Source organism: Porphyromonas bennonis DSM 23058 = JCM 16335 (assembly GCF_000375645.1).
Lineage (GTDB): Bacteria > Bacteroidota > Bacteroidia > Bacteroidales > Porphyromonadaceae > Porphyromonas_A > Porphyromonas_A bennonis.
In genome coordinates, this window is the sequence record NZ_AQWR01000002.1 from 57,287 (window position 1) to 77,249 (window position 19,963).

Below are 19,963 nucleotides of genomic sequence, written 5' to 3' on the forward strand. Positions count from 1 at the left end.
ATATTTGTCTGAAAAGGAGGAAAAGGGTAAATTTGATGACAGGTGCGGCGGAGAGCGCTGGTCGGTGACCTCTTTATGTCGCTACTCCTCGGAGATCCCACAGCACCTACACGTATATAATAGACACCCCTCGGCTGTGCGACGATCTCCCGAGCCGAGTACAACGTAAACCACTTATGGCCACAAATCCGGAAATCAAGAAGTTTGTCGAGGAGCATAAGGATGCCTTCCTTGAGGATCTATTCTCACTCATCCGCATCCCCTCCGTCAGCTCACAGTCATCCCACAAGGAGGATATGGTACGTTGCGCCGAGCGCTGGAGCGAGATCCTCAAGAGCATCGGCATGGATCGCGCAGAGATCCTGCCGACGGGAGGACACCCTGCAGTCTTTGCAGAGAAGAAGTATAGCGAGGAGGCACCCACGGTGCTCGTCTACGGACACTACGATGTGATGCCGGCAGAGCCGCTCGATGAGTGGAATCAGCCGGATCCCTTCGAGCCGGAGATCAAGGACGGCCTGATCGTAGCCCGTGGATCGGACGACTGCAAGGGACAGTCCTCCACGCAGGTACAAGGACTGCGGACCGCCCTTGAGCTGGGTCTGGTGAAGTGCAACGTCAAGGTACTCCTCGAGGGAGAGGAGGAAATCGGATCGATCAATATGGAGAGCTTCCTGAAGAAGCATAAGGATCTCCTCGCCTGTGACGTAATCCTCGTCAGCGACACCGATATGGTAAGCAACGAGGTGCCGTCAATCACCACGGGACTGAGAGGTATGTGCTACTGGGAGGTAGAGGTGAGCGGCCCGAGCCACGACCTCCACTCCGGTCACTATGGTGGTGCCGTAGCTAACCCGATCAACGAACTGGGGAAGATCATCTCCAAGCTCCACGACGAGGAGGGCAAGGTGACGATCCCGGGATTCTACGATGACGTGATCGATATGACCGAGGAGGATCACAAGCAAGTGGCTCAGATCCCTTACGACGACAAGTCCTACTCCGATGCGATCGGCGTGCCCGGCGTACAGGGCGAGGAGGGCTACGTCACCTACGAGCGCAATAGCTGGAGACCGGCCCTGGATGTCTGTGGCATCTATGGTGGATACACCGGTGAGGGAGCAAAGACGATCATCCCCGCTAAGGCGACCGCCAAGATCTCTACCCGACTCGTAGCCAATCAGGATAAGGATAAGATCATCGGCGCCTTTGAGCCCTATATCAAGGAGCTCGCTCCGGACACCGTGCGTGTCAAGGTGACCAACCTGAGCGGCACCGATGCGTACAATTGCCCGACCGACCTACCTGCCTACAAGGTGGCAGAGGATGCCTTTGAGGCTGTATGGGGCAAGCGTCCCATTGCCTATCATAGTGGTGGCAGTATCGGCGTGGTGATCCTCTTTGAGCGGATCCTCCAGACGAAGACTATCCTTATGGGCTTCGGTCTCGGCTCTGACGGCATCCACTCGCCGAATGAGAACTTCCCGCTGACCAACTTCTACAACGGCATCGAGACGGTTGCGGAGTTTTACGCCCGCTTCGGTCACAAGTAATCTATGTCCTCACTACTGATCCAGAATGTACTCCTGCCCTCCGATGACCGTCGGAGGGCAGATGTACTGATAGAGGGAAGTCGGATCTCTAAGATCGGCTCCGTCTCCCCGTCTGACTATCCGGAGGCAGACCTGATCGAGGGGGACGGGCTGGCTATCATACCGGGCTTCGTGAATGGTCACACCCACTCGGCGATGACCTTCTTCCGTGGCTACGGCGATGATCTCAATCTGATGGACTGGCTCAATAATATGATCTGGCCCGTAGAGGCTCACCTCACGGAGGAGGACATCTACTGGGGTGCCCGTGTCGCTACACTCGAGATGGTCAAGAGCGGCACCACAGCCTTCCTCGACATGTACACCCTCCCCGAAGGGACGGCTCGAGCTGTGGAGGAGAGCGGTCTGCGAGCCAACCTTTCTTATACCCTCTTTGACCGATGGGATGAGGAGCGGGCGGCGCTGGACCGCAAGCGGCTGGAGGAGTACCTTCGGCTCTTCAGCACCTTTTCAGATAGGGTGCAGCTATCAGTCGGTCCTCACGCCATCTACACGGTATCGGCTGAGCAGCTCAAGTATGGATCCGACTTTGCGAAGGCAAATGGACTCCTCGTCCACCTTCATCTCTCGGAGACCTACACCGAGTGGCGCGATTGCTGCGAGAAGTACGGCACGACACCGGTTCGCTTCCTCGATCAGATCGGAGTGCTGTCGGACAATCTTGTACTGGCTCACGGACTATGGCTCGACAGCGAGGAGATCCGTATGCTGGCCGACCATGGCTGTAGCGTGGTGCATAACCCTGCTTCGAATATGAAGCTCGCCTCGGGGAGCCAATTCAGATACGAAGAGTTGCGCCGCCGGGGTGTCCGGGTAGGACTGGGGACGGATGGCGTCTCCAGCTCAAATAACCTCGACATGATCACGGCGATGAAGTGCGCCTCCTTTATGGGAAAGAGCTGGAGCGGAGATCCGACGATGAATAAAGCGGGAGATCTCTTCGACAGCGCTACTCGCATCGGAGCGGAAATACTTCGCCTGGAGAGTGGTCGCATTGAGGAGGGCTATCTTGCCGATGTCTGTCTGGTCGACCTCTCCCGACTCGATATGACGCCGACACACAGCTTGATCTCCAACCTCGTCTACGCCACCAATGGCGACGTCATCGACACGACGATCGTCGATGGGAAGGTGCTGATGAGACACCGTGTCATACCGGGAGAGAGGGAGATCAGGGAGCACTTCGAGGAAGTGTCCAAGGAGCTCTTCCGTCGCAGCGGTGTAGCAGTATAATCATATAACACTCAAGAGATGAATCTACAAGACTATCAGGCAGCCGCCGATTACCTCCGTCCATTTGTACCGGAGGGGACAAAGGTGGCGATCACACTCGGAAGTGGGCTCGGGAAGCTCGCTGACCGCATAGAGAATGCTAAGGTAATCCCCTACAAGGACATCCCTAACTTCCCCGTCAGTACGGCGGTGGGACATAAGGGCAACCTGATCATCGGGACGCTGGACGGCGCGCCGGTGATCGCCATGCAGGGGCGATTCCATTACTACGAGGGTTATCCGATGGATAAGGTCACTTTCCACGTTCGAGTCTTCCACCTCTTAGGCATCGAGTACCTCTTTGTATCCAATGCTGCCGGCGGACTCAATACTTCATTCCATGTGGGCGACCTGATGATCATCACCGATCACATCAATTGGCTTCCCAATCCTCTGATCGGGCCCAATATCGATGCCTTTGGTCCCCGCTTCTCAGATATGACTCGCCCCTACGATCGGGGGTTGATCCACGAGGCTGAGAGACTCTCAGGTGAGTTGGGAATCTCCCTCCAGAGAGGGGTCTACGTCGGATGGACAGGTCCCTCCTATGAGACGCCTGCCGAGTGCCGTATGCTCTCCCTCATCGGAGGGGACGCCATCGGCATGAGTACTGTGCCGGAGGTGATCGTGGCTCGTCACTGTGGAATGCACGTCTTCGGGATGTCCTGCATCACCAACGAGTGCTTCAATAATGACCCCGAGTACGTTAACGATGAGAATGATGTGATCCGGGCAGCGGATGCAGCCTCGGACCGCATGACGAAGCTCTTCGGACGACTGATTGCCTCGATCTATGCCTAAGAGTGCCGCAGCCGTTGCTGCTGCCTTACTCTCACTCCTTTGCGCTCTTGCCCACGGGCAGGAGCGCCTTGTGGAGTATGTGGATCCCTTCATCGGGACCACCAATTACGGCACGACCAATCCCGGTGCCCGATGTCCGTGGGGGATTATGTCTGTCACACCCTTTAACGTCATGGGTTCGGACAGCAACACCTACGACAAAGACAGTCGCTGGTGGAGTACACCATACGAGTGGACCAACTCCTTCCTCACCGGCTTTGCGCACGTCAATCTGAGCGGTGTCGGCTGCCCGGATATGAGCTCCCTCCTGCTGATGGCTACGACCGGACCGCTGGAGCCGGACTACCATAAGTATGGGACCGGCTACAGCGCGGAGCGTGCCGAGCCGGGGTACTATGCCGTTCGGCTAGACCGCTACGGCATATCTGCCGAGCTTACCTCCACTCTGAGGACCGGAGTGAGCCGATTCACCTTCCCTGCCGGTGAGAGCCACGTACTACTCAATCTCGGTGAAGGGCTGACAAATGAGTCGGGGGCTTTCCTTAGGCGAAAAAGTGAGACTGAGATCGAGGGGATGAAGCTACTGGGGAACTTCTGCTACGATGTCCCTCAAGCGGTCTATCCGATCTACTTTGCCCTCCGTGTGTCCAAAGCGCCCAAGCAGACCGGCTGGTGGAAGCATCAGCGCCCGATGACTGCCGAGGCGGAGTGGGACCAACACGCTGGTAGGTATAAGGTCTACACAAAGTACGGACGGGAGATTGCCGGAGACGACATAGGCGCTTACTTCACTTATGATACAAGTGAGGGGGAGTCGATCGAAGTCCGACTTGCCGTCTCTTTCGTCAGCACAGAGAATGCCTGGCAAAATATGGAGGCGGAGACGGCGAAGCTCTCTTTCGCTCAACTCCGGGAGCGTGCCTCCTCAAGCTGGGAGAAGGAGCTGAGCCGCATCACCGTGGAGGGCGGTACTGAGGAGCAGCGGAAGGTCTTCTACACAGCACTCTACCATACGATGATCCAGCCGAGCATTCTCCAGGATATCAATGGTCAGTACCCGACTATGGAGAGCGACAGCGTGGGACAGACGGCACACGACCGGTATACCATCTTCTCTCTATGGGACACCTACCGCAACGTCCACCAGCTGATGACCCTGGTCTATCCGGAGCGGCAGCTCGATATGGTTCGGTCGATGATCGATATGTACCGGGAGGGGGGCTGGCTGCCCCGCTGGGAACTGATCGGGCGTGAGACGCTCACGATGGAGGGAGATCCCGCCATACCGGTAATCGTCGACACGTGGCTCAAGGGGCTTAGAGGCTACGACATAGAGACTGCCTATGAGGCAATGCTTAAGTCTGCTACCCTGCCGAGTGAAGCAAATCTCCTGAGGAGGGACAACGATGACTACCTCCGACTCGGATATGTACCTCTTAGGGGAAAGTACGACAACTCGGTTTCCCATGCACTCGAGTACTGCGTAGCGGATCATGCACTAAGCATCCTCGCCGACTCACTCGGGCACAAGAAAGAGGCGGAGCGCTTCTATAAGCAGAGCCTCGGCTACAGACACTACTTTGACCCGGAGACAAAGACGCTTCGGCCTAAGCTGCCTGACGGCTCTTTCCTATCGCCCTACGACCCTGAGCTGGGGAAGAACTTTGAGCCCAATCCCGGATTTCACGAGGGTTGCGCTTGGAATTACGCCTTCTTTGTACCCCACGACATCCCCGGGCTGGTCCGTCTTCACGGCGGGCGAGAAGCCTTTATCCGTCATCTTCAGAGCGTATTTGATGAAGGGTACTACGACCCCTCCAATGAGCCGGACATTGCCTATCCCTACCTCTTTACCTATTTCCGTGGAGAGGAGTGGCGGACGCAACAGTTGGTGAGCGAATTGCTGGCAAAGCACTTTCGAGCGACACCTGACGGGATCCCGGGAAATGACGATACCGGCACCATGTCCGCCTGGGCGGTCTTCTCTATGATGGGCCTCTACCCAGACGTACCCGGCGTACCTGAGTATGCCCTGACGGCACCCACCTTTGATCGGATCACAATCCGTCTCGACTCGAGCTGGTACGGCTCCGACCGACTCATCATCGAGGGGGCACCGCGAGACGCAAAGAGCTATATCAAGGGAATACGCTTCAATGGTAAGCCACTCAAACGTCACAGGATCTCGCACGAGATACTGCGGCAGGGCGGCGTGCTGAGCTACGAGTACTAAGTCATGAGCTTAGAGCGAGATATTGCGCGGAAGTTCCTCTACAGCGAGACTGCGAAGCCCCGGCTGCGACCGGTGGTGAAGGTCTCGACCATAGGTATAGCCTTGGGGATCCTGCTGATACTGATCTCCTTCTTCATCATTGACGGCTTCAAGCAGGAGATACGAAGCAAAATCGACGGTTTCATAGGCAGTGTGAAGATCTCCAATCCGGACAATACATTCAATAGGTACACCATTCCGCTGGATCTCCCCGAGGGTCTGACCGACAGCCTGAAGGCGATCGCCCGAAGTCGTGACCCCAAGGCTGCAGTCTACACATTCGCCGATGAGATGAGCCTGATCAAGGTCGACTCCACCTTCCGTGCAGTCGCCTTCCATGGAGTGGACTCACTCTTCAATGCCGACTTCTTTGCGAAGTATATGGTTGAGGGAGAGATTCCACGCTTTACGGGCGAGTCGGATGAGGAAGTGCTGATGTCGACGACGCTGGCTAAGCTCTTTGATCTTAAGGTGGGCGACCGCTGCCTCTCCTACTTCACCGATGGGGAGAGTTTCAAGGTTCGTCGTCTCACGGTAGCCGGGCTATTTTACACCGGATTTGAGGAGTACGATCAGGCACTGCTGGTGGGGGATATCCGGTTGGTCCGTTCCGTCGCCGGCTTCGACGACGACCAGGTCGGGGGCATACAGATACACCTGACCGACCACAGTCAGGTCGGACAGGTCTTCGACCACTGCTTTGACTACTTAGCGGACCGCAATGGGCGGTATGAAGAGCGATACACGATGTTCACCTCCGAGGAGCTCTACCCGGGCATCTTCAGCTGGCTCGGTCTCTTGGATGCCAATGTCTATATGATCCTAGCGCTTATGATCGTCGTCGCCGGCATTACGATGATCACCGGCATCATCGTCCTTGTATTGGAGAAAGTGCGCGCCATCGCTCTCCTAAAGACGCTCGGTCAGTCGGATAAGTCGCTGAGGAGGGTCTTCCTCCACATATCAGCATTCGTGCTGGGTCGCGGCGTGCTGTGGGGCAATGCCCTTGCGCTGCTCCTTGCAGGCATACAGATGACCTGGAAGCCACTTAAGCTCGACCCCTCACAGTACTACACCGCCTATGTGCCGATGGAGATCCGGTGGGAAACCCTTCTCTTCACTAATCTCATCATCGTCATCTCTGTCCTGCTCCTGGTGCTGATCCCCACACGGGTGATCGGCAAGATTCATCCGGCGCAGGTCCTAAGATTTGAGTAAAACCAATAGAGTATATACCATATGTCTACAACCAATCTCAGCAACTACGACCCCACGACCATCCCTGACGCGACCGGCAAGAGAGTCGCCCTCGTCGTCTCCGAGTGGAATGATCAGGTCACGAATAGTATGGCCCAGGGCGCCATCGACACGCTCAAAGAGTATGGCGTGCAGGAGGAGGATATCCTCGTGGAGTATGTGCCAGGAAGCTTCGAGCTCATCTATGGCTGCAACCGAATGCTCCAGACAGAGGAGCTCGACGCGATCCTCGCCATCGGCTGTATCGTCCAGGGCGAGACGCCCCACTTCGACTACCTCAGCCAGTCGGTCGCCGTCAACCTCGGCAAGCTCAATGCCGACACCATCGACGTGCCGATCATCTTCGGTGTCCTCACCACCAACACCATGGAGCAGGCGACCGACCGCTCCGGTGGTAAGCATGGCAATAAGGGCATCGAGGCAGCCGTCACAGCCCTTAAGCTCATCGGCCGCTTCGGCAGATGAAGCTTGACATCCTATTATGAGAAAAGGCTTCTGCAATTGCAGAGGCCTTTTTTCTTTTTAGATATAAATGAGATAGCCGGCTAGTCCGGAGAGGATCATCAGCAGGATGGGATGGACCCACCGCTTAAGCATACAGACGAGACAGGCGAGGAAGAGGACGATACTCCATACGTCGATGAAGTTGTCCGGAGTCATCAGGAGCAGAGCGGCAGAGGCTATGAGACCTGCCGTTACCGGTCGGATCCCGACAAAGAGTCCCTGTACATGCTTATTGTCGATGAAGCGCCTGTAGGCACGACTGATGAGGAAGCAGAGGACAAAGGAGGGAAACATCACCGCCAGTGTGGCTGCGACTGAGCCGAGCACATTTCCTCCGGTGACGGTATAGCCAATATAAGTAGCGCTATTGATCCCGATCGGACCCGGTGTCACCTGCGAGATAGCTACGATGTCAGTGAATTCCTGCATCGTCAGCCAGTGGTAGTGATCCACAACCTCCTCCTGGATCAGCGGCAGCATGGCATACCCCCCGCCAAAGCCAAGGAGACCAATCTTAAGGTAGACCCATATAAGCTGCAGGTAGATCATCCCTTATCCGGCTCATCAGTGTGTCGCACTGACTTGCGCAGCACGACAGAGTAAAACCATCCTCCCAGTGCACCCACTATAATGACCACAACGGGGCTCACCCCGCCAAGCCAGATCAGCAGGGCCGAGGTGATCGGGATCCATAGCCAATAGTAGGGAAGTCGAAGCCCCCGCCAGAGCTTCACCACCGGTGCTACGATCAACGCGACAACTGCGGGACGAATGCCATTAAAGATCGCATCGACAGTAGGATTATCTCTATAAGAAACGGCAAAGATGGCGATCGTCAGCATAATGAGGAAGCTCGGCAGTGTCGTCGCAATACCTGCAAGCACTGCTCCTATCGGGCCCGCCAGTCGCATACCTATGAATATGGAGATATTGACTGCAAATACCCCCGGCAGCGACTGTGTCAACGCCAGTAAGTCAATAAACTCCTCATCCTCGAGCCAGTGATACTTCTCCACCACCGTCTCGCGGATCATCTCTATCATCGCGTACCCTCCACCAAAGGTGAAGCCACCGATGACAAAGAATGAGCTGCAGAGTCGCCAAAGGAGCCGAGAGCGAGTCTCCTCCTTCGTCTCCTTGGTGTCAGAGGTCATAAGGGATCAGTTATCAAAGCTCTCCCAGAGGATAAATACCGGTCGATCGGTTCGGATCGCCTTCTTCATCGGAGTCAGTTCGCCACTCTTGCGGTCCCGCTTATAGAAGCTCACCAGCGAGTCGTCTCTCTGAGCAACGGCGATATAGCTGTCGTCGGGGCTGATCGCGAAGTGACGCGGATGACGTCCCGTGGGAGTAGTCGAGAGGTAGGAGAGCCGCCCACTCTGCTTATCGACGCGGAAAGAGATGATCGCATCCTGCCCTCCGTCCCTGTGGCTGGTGTAGAGGAAGTGACCGTCGTGGCTGAGGGCAATGTGTCCCCCGCTCTTCCCCGTGCGGTGTGTGGATATGCGCTGGATCTCAGTCAGTACGCCGTTGTCGTTGCGGTAGACAAAGATCTGAGGAGTGAATTCGCAGACGACGTAAGCAAACTTGTCGTTCTTACTGAGGATGATATGCCGGGGACCGGAGCCCTTGGGGAGTGTGATCTGATTGGCATCAAGGGTGATCGGCGGCGTATCGGTGTGGATGCCGAAGTGGAGGACCTTATCCAGTCCCAGGTCGGTAGCAAAGAGCTGCGAGCCGTCCGACGTGAAGTAGACCGAGTGGGGGTGAGACACGCCCTTATCCCCTATCTGAATATGCCAGTCTACCGGTGCCAGCACACCCTTGCTGTCACTCTCCGTGAGGCTTATGCTCCCTCCTGCATAGTTGGCCGACACTACATAGGAGCCGTTGGTCGTTACATAGGTGGGACCCTCTCCTATGGTGTAGGTCTTGCTGAGGAGGCTAAGCTCACCGCTACTGGGATCAAGCTTGTAGGAGGAGAGCGTCGACTCACGCTCCGTCTCGTTGGTCACAAAGAGCGTGCGACGATCCTTGCCGAGCACCATAAAGGAGGGCGAAGCCGCCGAGACTGTCCCGGTATGCTCCATAGCCATAGTGACCGGATGAAGCGTAAAGCTCTGTATCTCCCCTTCGTCAGGCGTACTTCCGAGCGATCCGACAAGCATGACGTAGTGATGATCCGTCGTAGTCTCCGCAGCCTCATCTCCATACTCATGGGTGGTCTGACGGAGCAGCCCGCAGCCGGTGGTGAGGAAGGCGGCAAGCGAAGCGACGATGGCAGGACGAAGTATCTTGGCGTAAGTATTCATATTTATCTCGATTGGACTATTTATCATCTCTTCTCACCTGGGTGCGACGAGCAGCCAGATCCCTCAGGTCGAGGAAGTTCTTAGCGGTATCAAACTGGTCAGCGGCATGGTACGAGGAGCGCACGAGCGGTCCACTCTCCACATGCTTGAGACCGATCGCCCTACCCTCCTCGGCATAGACCCTGAAGCGGTCCGGGTGGATGTACTCCACGACAGGGATATGCTGGCGCGTGGGACGGAGGTACTGACCGATGGTCATCGTCTGCACGCCTATATCGTAGCAGTCGCGCATCGTCTCCAGCACCTCCTCCTCTGTCTCGCCGAGCCCAAGCATAATGCCGGTCTTAGCGATGAAGCCCTGGTCAGCTATGTGTCTCAGCACGTCAAGGCTCCCATCGTAGGTTGCCCGGTAGCGGACATGCGGGGTCAGGCGTCGGACGGTCTCCACATTATGGCCCACCACATCAGGACCCGCCTCGAGGACTGTATCGACAGCGCTCATGTCCCATCTGAAGTCCGGTATCAGCACCTCGATCTTTGTCTCCGGTGAGAGCCGACGGATGGCACGGACCGTCTCGGCCCAGTGTGCTGCGCCACTGTCCTCCAGATCATCCCGATCCACCGAGGTGACGACGGCGTAGCGTAGACCCATCTCTCGGACGCTTCGAGCTACGGACTCCGGCTCGTCAGGATTGAGGGCCGGCGGCTTACTCATGTAAGCGGTGGCGCAGAAGCGGCAGCGCCGGGTGCAGTAGTTTCCCCCGATCATAAAGGTGGCAGTGCCGTGACTCCAGCACTCCGCCCGATTGGGGCACTTACCGCTGGCGCAGATCGTATGTAGCCCGCCAGAGGTGATGGTGTGGGAGGTATGGCTGTAGCTGTCGGTACTGCTGAGATCGATCTTCAGCCAGGCCGGCTTGCGTGGTTCGTCTCTCATCATGGACGAAGGTGGGTAATGAAGTGATCGGTGATCTGGCGGTAGAGGTGATTGCGGGTATTTCCACCGTAGATACCGTGATTCTTGTCCGGATAAACGAGCATCCGGAAGTCCTTGTCCGCCTCCACAAGGGCGGGGACGAGGTGCATCGTATTCTGGAAGTGGACGTTGTCATCCGCCGTACCGTGGCAGATCAGCAGTGCGCCCTCCATCCCCTTGATATAGGTTGCGACAGAGGTCTGCTCGTAGCCCTTAGGGTTCTCCTGCGGAGTACGCATGTACCGCTCGGTGTAAATGGTGTCGTAGAGGCGCCAGTCGTAGGGCGGAGCGACAGCAACACCGGCACGGAAGGTCCCCTTGCCGCGTGCCATCGTCATCAGGACATTGTACCCGCCGAAGCTCCAGCCGAAGATACCGATCCGGTCACCATCGACGTAGGGCAGCTTCCCGAGCGCATGTGCCGCCTCGATCTGATCCTGACTCTCGAGATATCCCATCCGGAGGTAGGTGCACTTCTCGAAGTCACTGCCACGACCTCCCGTACCGCGTCCGTCTATGCAGGCGACGACGAAGCCCTGAGTGGTGAGGTACTCCTCCCAGCCGAAGGAGAAGTCATTGAGCGCCGACTGCGATCCGGGACCACTGTACTGCGTCATCACGACCGGGTAGCGCACCCCCTCTCTGTAGTCAGTCGGGCGCATCACCCAGCCATTGAGCCGCTGACCACTCTCAGTCTCCAGGGTGATAAACTCTCTCTTGCCGTAGGTGAGCGGGGCGATCCGCTTGGCGAGTGCAGCATTGTCCTCCAGCACCCGAAGCTCCTTCCCGTCCTTAGTACGGTGAATGGTGTATCGCGGCACCTCAGTAGCGGAGGAGTGGCTTAGCAGGTAGTAGCTCATATCGTCGCTGAAAGTGACATCGCTCGTCCCCGACTCCGGAGAGAGGAGGCGGGTGCGCCCCTTTGCATCCCTCGCTACCACGACCCGATCCATCGGCGTGGGTGAGGCAAGCCGGTAGTAGATCTCTCCCGATGGCGATACGCCATAGAGCTCCTCCACGTCAGCATCCTCATCCGTCAGCCGTCCGGCGAGGTTGCCCTCGGGGGTATACTTGTAGACTCTCGGACGACCGTCCCGCTCGCTGACGAGGTACGCTGCCGAGGGCGTGATCTGCATCTGCAGCACCTCCGCATGCTCATCTATATACTTGTCGTCCTTGTCCTGCAGCCAGAGTCTGGCGATGCGGCTACCGGGATTGACCCGATAGATACGGAGGTCGTTCTGATTGCGATTGAGGGTAAAGACATAGAGCTGCTCGCCCTCAAATCCGAGCCTCGGGATGTAGAGCTCCTCCTCGCCCAGCTCCTTCTCCATGATCGGCACATTGCGCCGATTGTCCACCTCGTAGAGCCAGAGGGAGACCTTGGAGTTTTGCTCGCCTGCCTTGGGGTACTTATACGAGTAGATGTAGGGGTAGCCGCCCTTGCCGTACATCGTCATGCCGATCATCTTCACATCGCTCTCATCGGTCTTGGCGTAGGAGAGGTACTTGCTATCCGGGCTCCAGCTCAGCAGGCGGGTCAGATAGAGCTCCTCCTCGTAGACCCAGTCGGTCACGCCATTCATCACGTGGTTGCGCTTCCCGTCCGTCGTCACCCTGACCTCCGTGTCGTAGTCAAACTTCTTCACGTACAGGTCATTGTCGATCACATAGGCGCACATCTTACCATCGGGGGAGAAGGTGGGGATCCGCACCTGCCCCTTAGTCTCATTGAGGGGAGAGATCATATTGCGCCGTACATCGTAGTGGTACGCCGTATAGGAGCGACTGCGCCGGTAGATCGGCGCCGTCTCCCGCAGAATGATCATATGGAAGCCATTGTCGCTGATGAGATAGTCGTCAAAGGTCTCGAAGGAGCACTCCCGTGCCTTGGCGGTATCAAAGAGTATCGCCTCCTCCTTCCCGGTCGCATACGAGTAGCGCACCACCCGCTTATGGTCAGGACTAATCACCGTGAAGGAGTTGCCGTCGCCACGGAGCGAGCGGAAGCCGCTGCCTGCGCTGCGAGGGTAGTAGACCCCACGATTGATGTCCGGTAGCGTGAGGCGACCGGACTTTTCCTGAGCAACTGCGGGCATACTGCCGACCATCATAGCGACAGCTGCCACACCGATAAGGATCTGTGATAGCTTCATGAGTAAGGTACTTGAGGTAAGCTGTTCGTTCTTTTCATGTCTCGCAAATATACCTTTTTCTCTCGTCCCCTATCGTAAGGGAGCTCTACGAGATCAGAAAAACGCACTCGGACTGTAGGCAGATGGTGTCTGCAAACTAATACCGGTATTAGTGATCACTGTAGTCGGTATTAGTCGACACTATTACCGGTAATAGATAAGTCTAATATCGGTAACAGAAATGGAGGAGTGGTAACTGCTGGCTTCCAGGCTGGTGTAGGCGTGTCTCTGGAGTCCTCAGCGGGACCATAGTTCCGATGGTTATTCCTTGTGCGGTTGTCCTACTTCCCAAGCCCGTAGGAAAAGAGCTCAAATACTGAGCATTTGTGGAGGTGGGAGAAAAATTGGAACTTTGTGTCAGCCTGCCACAGACGTCTGTGGCATGAACTTCGTGCAACTAACTATGAATAAGATACTCCCTCTCCTAACGGCGAGTCTCCTCGGGGGGCTCTGCCTCTCTGCCTCTGCTCAGAGCGACAAGACGACCACCACCGACCCTCATCTCTCTACCTCTCGAGCCATTGATATATACAGGAGTGTGCTGGGTAATGTCTCCACGCTCTACGTCGATACCTTTGATATGGAGAAGGTGACCGCCCAGGGACTCAATATGACGCTCTCTCAGCTGGATCCCTACACCAATTTTTTCCCTGAGACAGATCGGGCGGACTTTGCCTTCATGACCACGGGTGAGTATGGCGGCATCGGTGCCTATATCCTGCAGGTGGACTCAGTGGTCTACGTGCGGGAACCTATGCCGGGCTCTCCAGCCGCTAAGGCGGGACTGAGACCTGGAGATGCCTTCCTCGAGATCGACGGCAAGAGCGTCGTACCGGGGACGTCGTCCCTGATCAGCAATAAGCTGAAGGGACCGATCGACACCGATGTGCAGGTCTGTATCCTCCCTGTCGGGCAGACCGATCCGGTGGAGAAGACGCTGACGCGAGCTAATGTGGTGGTGGACCAGGTGGTCTACAGCGCCATCTATGGCGATCGCATCGGGTACATTAGGCTAAGCTCCTTTACCGACAAGAGTGCTGCTGACGTGCGGCGTGCTTACGAGCGGCTGAGCAGCTCGGGGAAGCTGAAGGGGCTGGTGCTGGATCTCAGGGGAAATACCGGCGGTGTGCTGGATGGAGCGATAGATATCGTGGGGATGTTTGTCCCCAAGGGTACTAAGGTAATGGAGACCAAGGGTCGTCTGCCCCAGTCCGGGCAGGAGTACCGGACTTCGGCTGACCCGATCAGCCTTGACCTCCCCCTGACCGTGCTGATCAATGGCTCCTCCGCCTCCGCCAGCGAGATCGTCGCCGGCTCTCTGCAGGATCTGGACAGAGCCGTACTAATAGGGAGTAAGAGCTTCGGGAAGGGTCTGGTGCAGTCTACCCGCCCCACCCCTTACAACGGTATCCTCAAGGTAACGGTGGCACGATACTACATCCCGAGCGGACGATGCATCCAGCAGCTAGACTACAGCCACCGCAATCCCGATGGCTCGGTGGCAGCCGTACCGGATAGTCTCACGAAGACCTTCCACACCGCTGCCGGTCGTATCGTGCGTGACGGCGGCGGCATACGACCTGACATTAAGGTGGAGGACGAAGTACTCACGGAGCCCATTCTCTCACTCTCTCGTAAGGGGACGCTTTTCCGATACGCCACCCGGCTCGCCGCCGAGCGCCCTGCCCCTAAGAGTAGCCGAGAGATCAGCGTCAGTGCGGACGACTACGAGGCTCTGGTGGACACGCTGGAGGCGGACCACTTTACCTACGGAGAGATGAGTGCCAAGGCACTCGAGCAGCTGAGAGAGCTGGCTGACTTTGAGGGCTATGCCGAGGGGAGTAAGACTGAGTTTGATGCACTGAAGGCAAAGCTGACCCCTTCGCTTCGGAGGGACATAGCACCGCACAAGGAGCTGGTGCTGGATCTGCTGCGAGGGGAGATGGCGATGTACTACTTTGGCTCACAGGGCTACTATGCGGTGATGATGGAGACTGATCCCTCGCTGAGGGAGGCGGTAAAGCTGCTGGAGGAGCCGCAGAGATACCGTGAGCTACTCACTCCTAAGGGCAAGAGCGATGGCAAGGAATAAGGGCGGACTGGTCTACTCGACCGGTAAGGAGACGATGGCTTCGCTCCTCGAGGGACTTTCCCTGGAGGATCAGGAGGAGACGCTCCCAAAGGAAGATCAGGAGCTCAGGGTGCGGATCGAGCGGAAAGGACGCAAGGGGAAGACAGTAACGCTGATCACTGGCTTCGTCGGACAGACTGCCGATCTGGAGGAGCTGGGCAAAGAGCTAAAAGCAAAGTGTGGCATCGGGGGGAGTGTCAAGGAGGGAGAAGTTATCCTCCAAGGGGAGCTGGTCGAGAGGGTGGTCGCGCTCCTGAGAGAGATGGGATATACGAGGACGCGAGGATAGTAATGAACAGGAAGACACTCACGGTATACTCTGCCTCAGCTGGAAGTGGCAAGACATATAACTTGGTTAAGGAATTCCTGCTGCTCCTTTTTCTTAATCATTATGCTCCACACTCAGATCTCTCAGAGGACAGTAAAGCAACCGAGTCGAAGGAGAAACCGTACAACTTCGGTTTCCAGGGTATCCTGGGCGTCACCTTTACGAAGAAAGCGACCCTGGAGCTCAAGCAGAGGATCCTCTGCGAGCTGATTCGCCTGAGCGAGGTAGAGCCTGGGGATGAGATCACGGGGATCTCCAAGGATGTCATCAAGGAGCTGAGCGGTCTGGTCGGCAAGACAGTGAAGGAGCTGAGTATCGACCTACCAGACCTCAGCAAGGACGCTGTAAAGCAGATCCTTGAGGACTACAGCCACTTCAATGTCCGGACCATTGACTCATTCTTCCAGGAGGTGCTCCGATCACTGCGTCACGAGATCACAGGTCAGAGCGTCTCCGGCTCCTACCAGATCGAGCTGAATGTGGAGGAGGCTGTCAACCTCGCCATCGATAACCTAAAGCTCGAGATGGACGCCGACACCTACGGCGAGATATCCAAGGTGGTACTGACCTTACAGAACAGCTCGATCGGCAAGGAGAAGCAGGTGGACCCCTTCAAGGAAATCGCTGACATCGCTAAGCACCTCATCAATGGCGATGAGTGGGAGCAGATGAGAGACCTGCTCAAAGTCAACAGCGTGCCAGAAATTCAGAGACAGATAGATCAAGTCATCCATGATACGGAGAAGGAGTTTGAGAAGATCGTAGCGATCGGTCAGCAGCTACGGGGGTATGATCTGTCGAGATGGAAGACGAAGATCAACATGCTGCTGAGCAACGAAGACATTATATCCGGCTTTGTAGATGGTAAGCTAACAAGCGAAGTGGTGAGCTCATGGGAACTGACCAAGAAGCAATCTAACTTAGCAGACTCTGTCTATCCTCTGAGGTCTCAGGTGAGTAAATTGCTCGATGAGGATAAGATGAGGACATACATCTCAGCCTGTCTTCTCTCAGACTACCTTCCCTATCTATCTGTGCTTACTGAGATGGTACGCGCCGTAGAGGAGTATGAGCATCAGAATCACCTGCTCCTTATTCCCAGGGTTAATCAACTCCTTGATCAGATCATAGACGGAGACGACACTCCCTTTGTCTACGACCGAGTGGGTGTGCGACTGCACCACTTTGTAATCGATGAGTTTCAGGACACCTCCAGGCTGCAGTGGTCCAACTTCCGACCGCTCATCGACGAGGCTCGCAGCAGTGGACATGAGAACTTCGTCGTCGGTGATGCCAAGCAGAGTATCTATGCCTTCCGCGGAACAGATAGCAGCAATTTCATCAACCTGGTGGATAAGAGCAAAACCGGATCTGATAACACCTCAGAGGTTATCAATCTGCCTAATAACTGGCGAAGCGACGAGAGGATCATCTCCTTTAATAACGAGTTCTTTGCAGACATCTATAATTATAATGGCTACTACACAGAGAAGTACGCCACCGACCTGACTAAGCTTCATGAGACGGTATACGAGAGGGAAAATGTAGAGCAACAAGTCCCCGATCAGAAGAAAGGCACAGGCTCCGGGTACGTCGAGATCTCCGTCCTACCGGATAATAAAAAGGACGAGAGCATACCCGATATAGAGACCTACCTTCACAGCTGTCTCAAGGATCTCTTCGCTCGCGGGTATCAGCCGGGGGACATTGCGATCTTATCTCGGGGTAATAAAGAGTGTGCCGAGGTCGCCACATGGCTTACCGAGTGGGCTGCTGAGGAAGATGAAGAAGCAGGTAAGTATGACTTTGTGAGCAAGAGCGCCCTCAGCCTGACCAGCTCTGTCGTGATCCGTCTCCTTAGGACTCTGATCCGGGCTCTCTCATCCCCCTCTCCTCAGAGCGAGAAGCTGCTGAGACTGATGATTCAGTCCTTTGTACGCAGCAGAGATCTTGAGAGCGGCGAGCAGCAAGTGGAGTCGCTCTACAATAGCCTTATGGACCTCTCCACCACCGGTCTGTCTGTCTATGAGTTTCTCCTCAGAGCCATTGATCTCCTCGGTGAGCTGCCGGTCGAGGAAAGACTCTATGTCAATTCCTTTATCGATCTGGCTTATTCATACAGCAGGCGGAGTCCGGACCTGTCGATTCGGCAATTTGACGACTGGCTCGACCAAAGGATAGATAATGCTAAGGTCGATATGGGGAGCGGCGAGCTAAACCGCATCAATGTTCTGACGATACACGACGCAAAAGGGTTGGAGTTTCCCGTCGTCATACTCCCATTCGCTGACTGGAACATCTACTCGACGAATAGAAGAAAGAGGGATCTCCGTCTGATCCTGATCGCAGAGGATGATCCTAATCTATCCTCAGATCTTAAGCCGGGCATCTATCTGATCGACATGAACGATAGGAAGCGGGGACTAGCGAGCAGTCTGGCACCCATCTATGAGGCAGCGAGAGAATCGAGCTACATGGAGGAGACCAATATCCTGTATGTCGCTTTTACCAGGGCTGTCATCGAGCTCCATGTCTTCACAAGGCCAACATCCGAAAGTGGCAAGGTGCTCAAGATAAATAATATCATCCTCGATCGTATGAACAAATTAGGCGACCTTAGAGGTGATCTTATCATAGAGGAGAGTCAAGGCATCCCGGTGTGGCGGAGCAACGTAGCAGAGAAGCCACAACGGAAACAGGAGGATGGAGCAACCACGCCGAGCCATAATCAGACGACCCTCGACAGTCTCGTAAGCATTGTGGACCTGGAGGATCTAAAGGTTAGAGATGAGTATGCGGATGAGAAGACTGACTTCGGCATCCTCATCCACAGGCTGATGGCGTCGGTCTACAGCAAGGAGGACGTCGAGCCCCTGCTCGACAAGCTCCACCAGAGCGGCAGGATAAGCTCCGAGGACTACGAGACCTTGCTGCAAAACTTCTCCTCTGCGATGGAGGATCTCACCTATGCCTCTTGGTTTCCGCCCAGAGGTGAAGCGGTTGTGAGGACAGAGGCGACCCTATTTGACTCAAAGATCAATCAGGAGCAGCGACCGGACCGCATAGTGATCCGGAGCGATAGCGAGGGGAAGCGCCATGGCGTGATCATCGACTACAAGCTCGGTGAAGAGCCAAGCTCGATACCCGACGCTTATAGCCGACAGGTCCGGAGGTATGTCGAACAGCTCCACAAGAGTGGCGTGGAGAGTGTGACCGGATATTTGTGGTACCTTCGCAGTCCTAATGGTATAATCAAGGTGTGCTGATGAGTACGACAACATTACTGGGTCTGACATTAGACGAACTGACCTCCCTCGTGCAGGAACTCGGGGAGCCGAAGTACAGGGCGAAGCAGCTCGCTGAGTGGCTCTACGTCAAGCGTGCCACCACCCTCGATGAGATGACCAATCTCCCTAAGGCACTTCGCTCCAAGCTAGAGGCCGGCTATACCATCGGTCGCAGCCCGATCGCACTCACGCAGGTGTCCCGGGATGGGACAGAGAAGTATCTCTTCCGCAAGCTGGATCGCCCGGAGCAGACCTTTGAGACCGTCTATATCCCTGAGGATGATGGTCGGGCGACGCTCTGCATCTCCTCACAGGTGGGCTGCCGAATGGGGTGCCGCTTCTGCGCCACAGGGCAGATGGGATTCCACGGACATCTCACCGCAGCAGATGTGATCAATCAAGTACTAAGTGTGCCCCACTCTGACGCCCTCACCAACGTCGTCTTTATGGGAATGGGCGAACCGCTGGATAACTATAAGGTTGTCGCCTCCGCCCTAGAGATTATGACCTCCGACTATGGACTTGCTTGGAGTCCGAAGAGGATCACCGTTAGTACGATCGGTCCTCGGGTCGGACTGACTCGCTTCCTCGATGAGCAGCGGGCCAATCTGGCGGTTAGTCTCCACAGTCCCTTCCCCGAGGAGCGGGCTGAGATAATGCCTGTGGAGGGGCTCTTTCCCATTGAGGAGGTAATCGAGACCTTGGGTAAGAACGACTTCTCCGGTCAGCGGAGACTATCCTTTGAGTACATCGTCTTCGGCGGGCTCAATGACGACCTCCGCCATGCTAGGGCACTGGTGGAGCTGATCCGTCCTCTCCGATCCCGGGTCAATCTGATCCCCTACCACCCGATCGACGGACTACCCTATCACGCCTCGGACAGGGCGGTGATCGAGCGCTTCGCAGAGTACCTCAATGCCCACGGCGTCATCGCCACGATACGTCGGTCCCGCGGCCAGGATATAGATGCCGCGTGTGGCATGCTCTCCACACTTAAGCCACTCTCTTAGTCACT

15 protein-coding genes are annotated in these 19,963 nt (G+C 56.1%); 10 read left to right on the top strand and 5 right to left on the bottom strand.

Features of this window, described 5'->3' with window-relative positions:
- The first annotated feature begins 176 nt into the window (after positions 1–176).
- From B088_RS00710 to ribH, 6 genes are read left to right on the top strand one after another with little or no spacing between them, the layout of a single operon-like run.
- Complete coding sequence (locus B088_RS00710; protein ID WP_018106487.1) at positions 177–1,553, top strand: dipeptidase; 1,377 nt, start codon at positions 177–179, stop codon at positions 1,551–1,553.
- 3 nt (positions 1,554–1,556) lie between these two features.
- Positions 1,557–2,846, top strand: coding sequence for an amidohydrolase (locus B088_RS00715; RefSeq protein ID WP_018106488.1), 1,290 nt, complete (start codon positions 1,557–1,559; stop codon positions 2,844–2,846).
- Positions 2,847–2,864: 18 nt separating this feature from the next.
- Positions 2,865–3,686, top strand: coding sequence for a purine nucleoside phosphorylase I, inosine and guanosine-specific (locus B088_RS00720; RefSeq protein WP_018106489.1), 822 nt, complete (start codon positions 2,865–2,867; stop codon positions 3,684–3,686).
- On the top strand, positions 3,679–5,919 hold the full coding sequence (locus B088_RS00725; protein ID WP_018106490.1) for a GH92 family glycosyl hydrolase: 2,241 nt from the start codon (positions 3,679–3,681) through the stop codon (positions 5,917–5,919). The genes B088_RS00720 and B088_RS00725 overlap by 8 nt, the downstream gene beginning before the upstream one ends.
- Before the next feature lie 3 nt (positions 5,920–5,922).
- Positions 5,923–7,176: an ABC transporter permease gene (locus B088_RS00730; protein WP_018106491.1), complete on the top strand. Its 1,254-nt coding sequence runs from the start codon at positions 5,923–5,925 to the stop codon at positions 7,174–7,176.
- 21 nt (positions 7,177–7,197) lie between these two features.
- Complete coding sequence (gene ribH, locus B088_RS00735) at positions 7,198–7,680, top strand: 6,7-dimethyl-8-ribityllumazine synthase (RefSeq protein WP_018106492.1); 483 nt, start codon at positions 7,198–7,200, stop codon at positions 7,678–7,680.
- 57 nt (positions 7,681–7,737) lie between these two features.
- Here the strand turns inward: ribH and B088_RS00740 are convergent, their stop codons facing one another.
- From B088_RS00740 to B088_RS00760, 5 genes are read right to left on the bottom strand one after another with little or no spacing between them, the layout of a single operon-like run.
- Positions 7,738–8,268 carry a chromate transporter gene (locus B088_RS00740; RefSeq protein ID WP_018106493.1) on the bottom strand — a complete coding sequence of 177 codons (531 nt, stop codon included), beginning with the start codon at positions 8,266–8,268 and terminating at the stop codon, positions 7,738–7,740.
- On the bottom strand, positions 8,265–8,873 hold the full coding sequence (locus tag B088_RS00745; RefSeq protein ID WP_018106494.1) for a chromate transporter: 609 nt from the start codon (positions 8,871–8,873) through the stop codon (positions 8,265–8,267). Before B088_RS00745 ends, B088_RS00740 begins: the two co-directional genes overlap by 4 nt.
- A gap of 6 nt (positions 8,874–8,879) precedes the next feature.
- Positions 8,880–10,058: a lactonase family protein gene (locus tag B088_RS00750; protein WP_025081562.1), complete on the bottom strand. Its 1,179-nt coding sequence runs from the start codon at positions 10,056–10,058 to the stop codon at positions 8,880–8,882.
- Positions 10,048–10,968 (bottom strand): lipoyl synthase, encoded by a 921-nt coding sequence (gene lipA / locus B088_RS00755; protein WP_025081563.1) that lies wholly within the window; start codon positions 10,966–10,968, stop codon positions 10,048–10,050. Before lipA ends, B088_RS00750 begins: the two co-directional genes overlap by 11 nt.
- Entirely contained in the window at positions 10,968–13,163 is a 2,196-nt protein-coding gene (locus tag B088_RS00760) for a S9 family peptidase (protein ID WP_018106497.1), read from the bottom strand. The genes lipA and B088_RS00760 overlap by 1 nt, the downstream gene beginning before the upstream one ends.
- A 442-nt stretch (positions 13,164–13,605) precedes the next feature.
- Here B088_RS00760 and B088_RS00765 point away from each other — a divergent pair, with 442 nt between their 5' ends.
- The 4 genes from B088_RS00765 to rlmN are packed head-to-tail and all read left to right on the top strand — an operon-like array spanning position 13,606 to position 19,958.
- The gene (locus B088_RS00765; RefSeq protein ID WP_018106498.1) at positions 13,606–15,294 is read left to right on the top strand and encodes a S41 family peptidase; all 1,689 of its coding nucleotides are present in this window, start codon (positions 13,606–13,608) and stop codon (positions 15,292–15,294) included.
- Positions 15,281–15,622 carry a translation initiation factor gene (locus B088_RS00770; RefSeq protein WP_018106499.1) on the top strand — a complete coding sequence of 114 codons (342 nt, stop codon included), beginning with the start codon at positions 15,281–15,283 and terminating at the stop codon, positions 15,620–15,622. The genes B088_RS00765 and B088_RS00770 overlap by 14 nt, the downstream gene beginning before the upstream one ends.
- Before the next feature lie 2 nt (positions 15,623–15,624).
- Positions 15,625–18,927 (top strand): UvrD-helicase domain-containing protein, encoded by a 3,303-nt coding sequence (locus tag B088_RS00775; protein ID WP_018106500.1) that lies wholly within the window; start codon positions 15,625–15,627, stop codon positions 18,925–18,927.
- Complete coding sequence (gene rlmN / locus B088_RS00780; protein WP_483823571.1) at positions 18,924–19,958, top strand: dual-specificity RNA methyltransferase RlmN; 1,035 nt, start codon at positions 18,924–18,926, stop codon at positions 19,956–19,958. Before B088_RS00775 ends, rlmN begins: the two co-directional genes overlap by 4 nt.
- Positions 19,959–19,963 lie beyond the last annotated feature (5 nt).

Bases quoted from the DNA above. Each gene is read 5' to 3' on its own strand.
- B088_RS00710 (WP_018106487.1), top strand. From the start codon at position 177: ATGGCCACAAATCCGGAAATCAAGAAGTTTGTCGAGGAGCATAAGGAT.
- B088_RS00715 (WP_018106488.1), top strand. From the start codon at position 1,557: ATGTCCTCACTACTGATCCAGAATGTACTCCTGCCCTCCGATGACCGT.
- B088_RS00720 (WP_018106489.1), top strand. From the start codon at position 2,865: ATGAATCTACAAGACTATCAGGCAGCCGCCGATTACCTCCGTCCATTT.
- B088_RS00725 (WP_018106490.1), top strand. From the start codon at position 3,679: ATGCCTAAGAGTGCCGCAGCCGTTGCTGCTGCCTTACTCTCACTCCTT.
- B088_RS00730 (WP_018106491.1), top strand. From the start codon at position 5,923: ATGAGCTTAGAGCGAGATATTGCGCGGAAGTTCCTCTACAGCGAGACT.
- ribH (WP_018106492.1), top strand. From the start codon at position 7,198: ATGTCTACAACCAATCTCAGCAACTACGACCCCACGACCATCCCTGAC.
- B088_RS00740 (WP_018106493.1), bottom strand. From the start codon at position 8,268: ATGATCTACCTGCAGCTTATATGGGTCTACCTTAAGATTGGTCTCCTT.
- B088_RS00745 (WP_018106494.1), bottom strand. From the start codon at position 8,873: ATGACCTCTGACACCAAGGAGACGAAGGAGGAGACTCGCTCTCGGCTC.
- B088_RS00750 (WP_025081562.1), bottom strand. From the start codon at position 10,058: ATGATAAATAGTCCAATCGAGATAAATATGAATACTTACGCCAAGATA.
- lipA (WP_025081563.1), bottom strand. From the start codon at position 10,968: ATGAGAGACGAACCACGCAAGCCGGCCTGGCTGAAGATCGATCTCAGC.
- B088_RS00760 (WP_018106497.1), bottom strand. From the start codon at position 13,163: ATGAAGCTATCACAGATCCTTATCGGTGTGGCAGCTGTCGCTATGATG.
- B088_RS00765 (WP_018106498.1), top strand. From the start codon at position 13,606: ATGAATAAGATACTCCCTCTCCTAACGGCGAGTCTCCTCGGGGGGCTC.
- B088_RS00770 (WP_018106499.1), top strand. From the start codon at position 15,281: ATGGCAAGGAATAAGGGCGGACTGGTCTACTCGACCGGTAAGGAGACG.
- B088_RS00775 (WP_018106500.1), top strand. From the start codon at position 15,625: ATGAACAGGAAGACACTCACGGTATACTCTGCCTCAGCTGGAAGTGGC.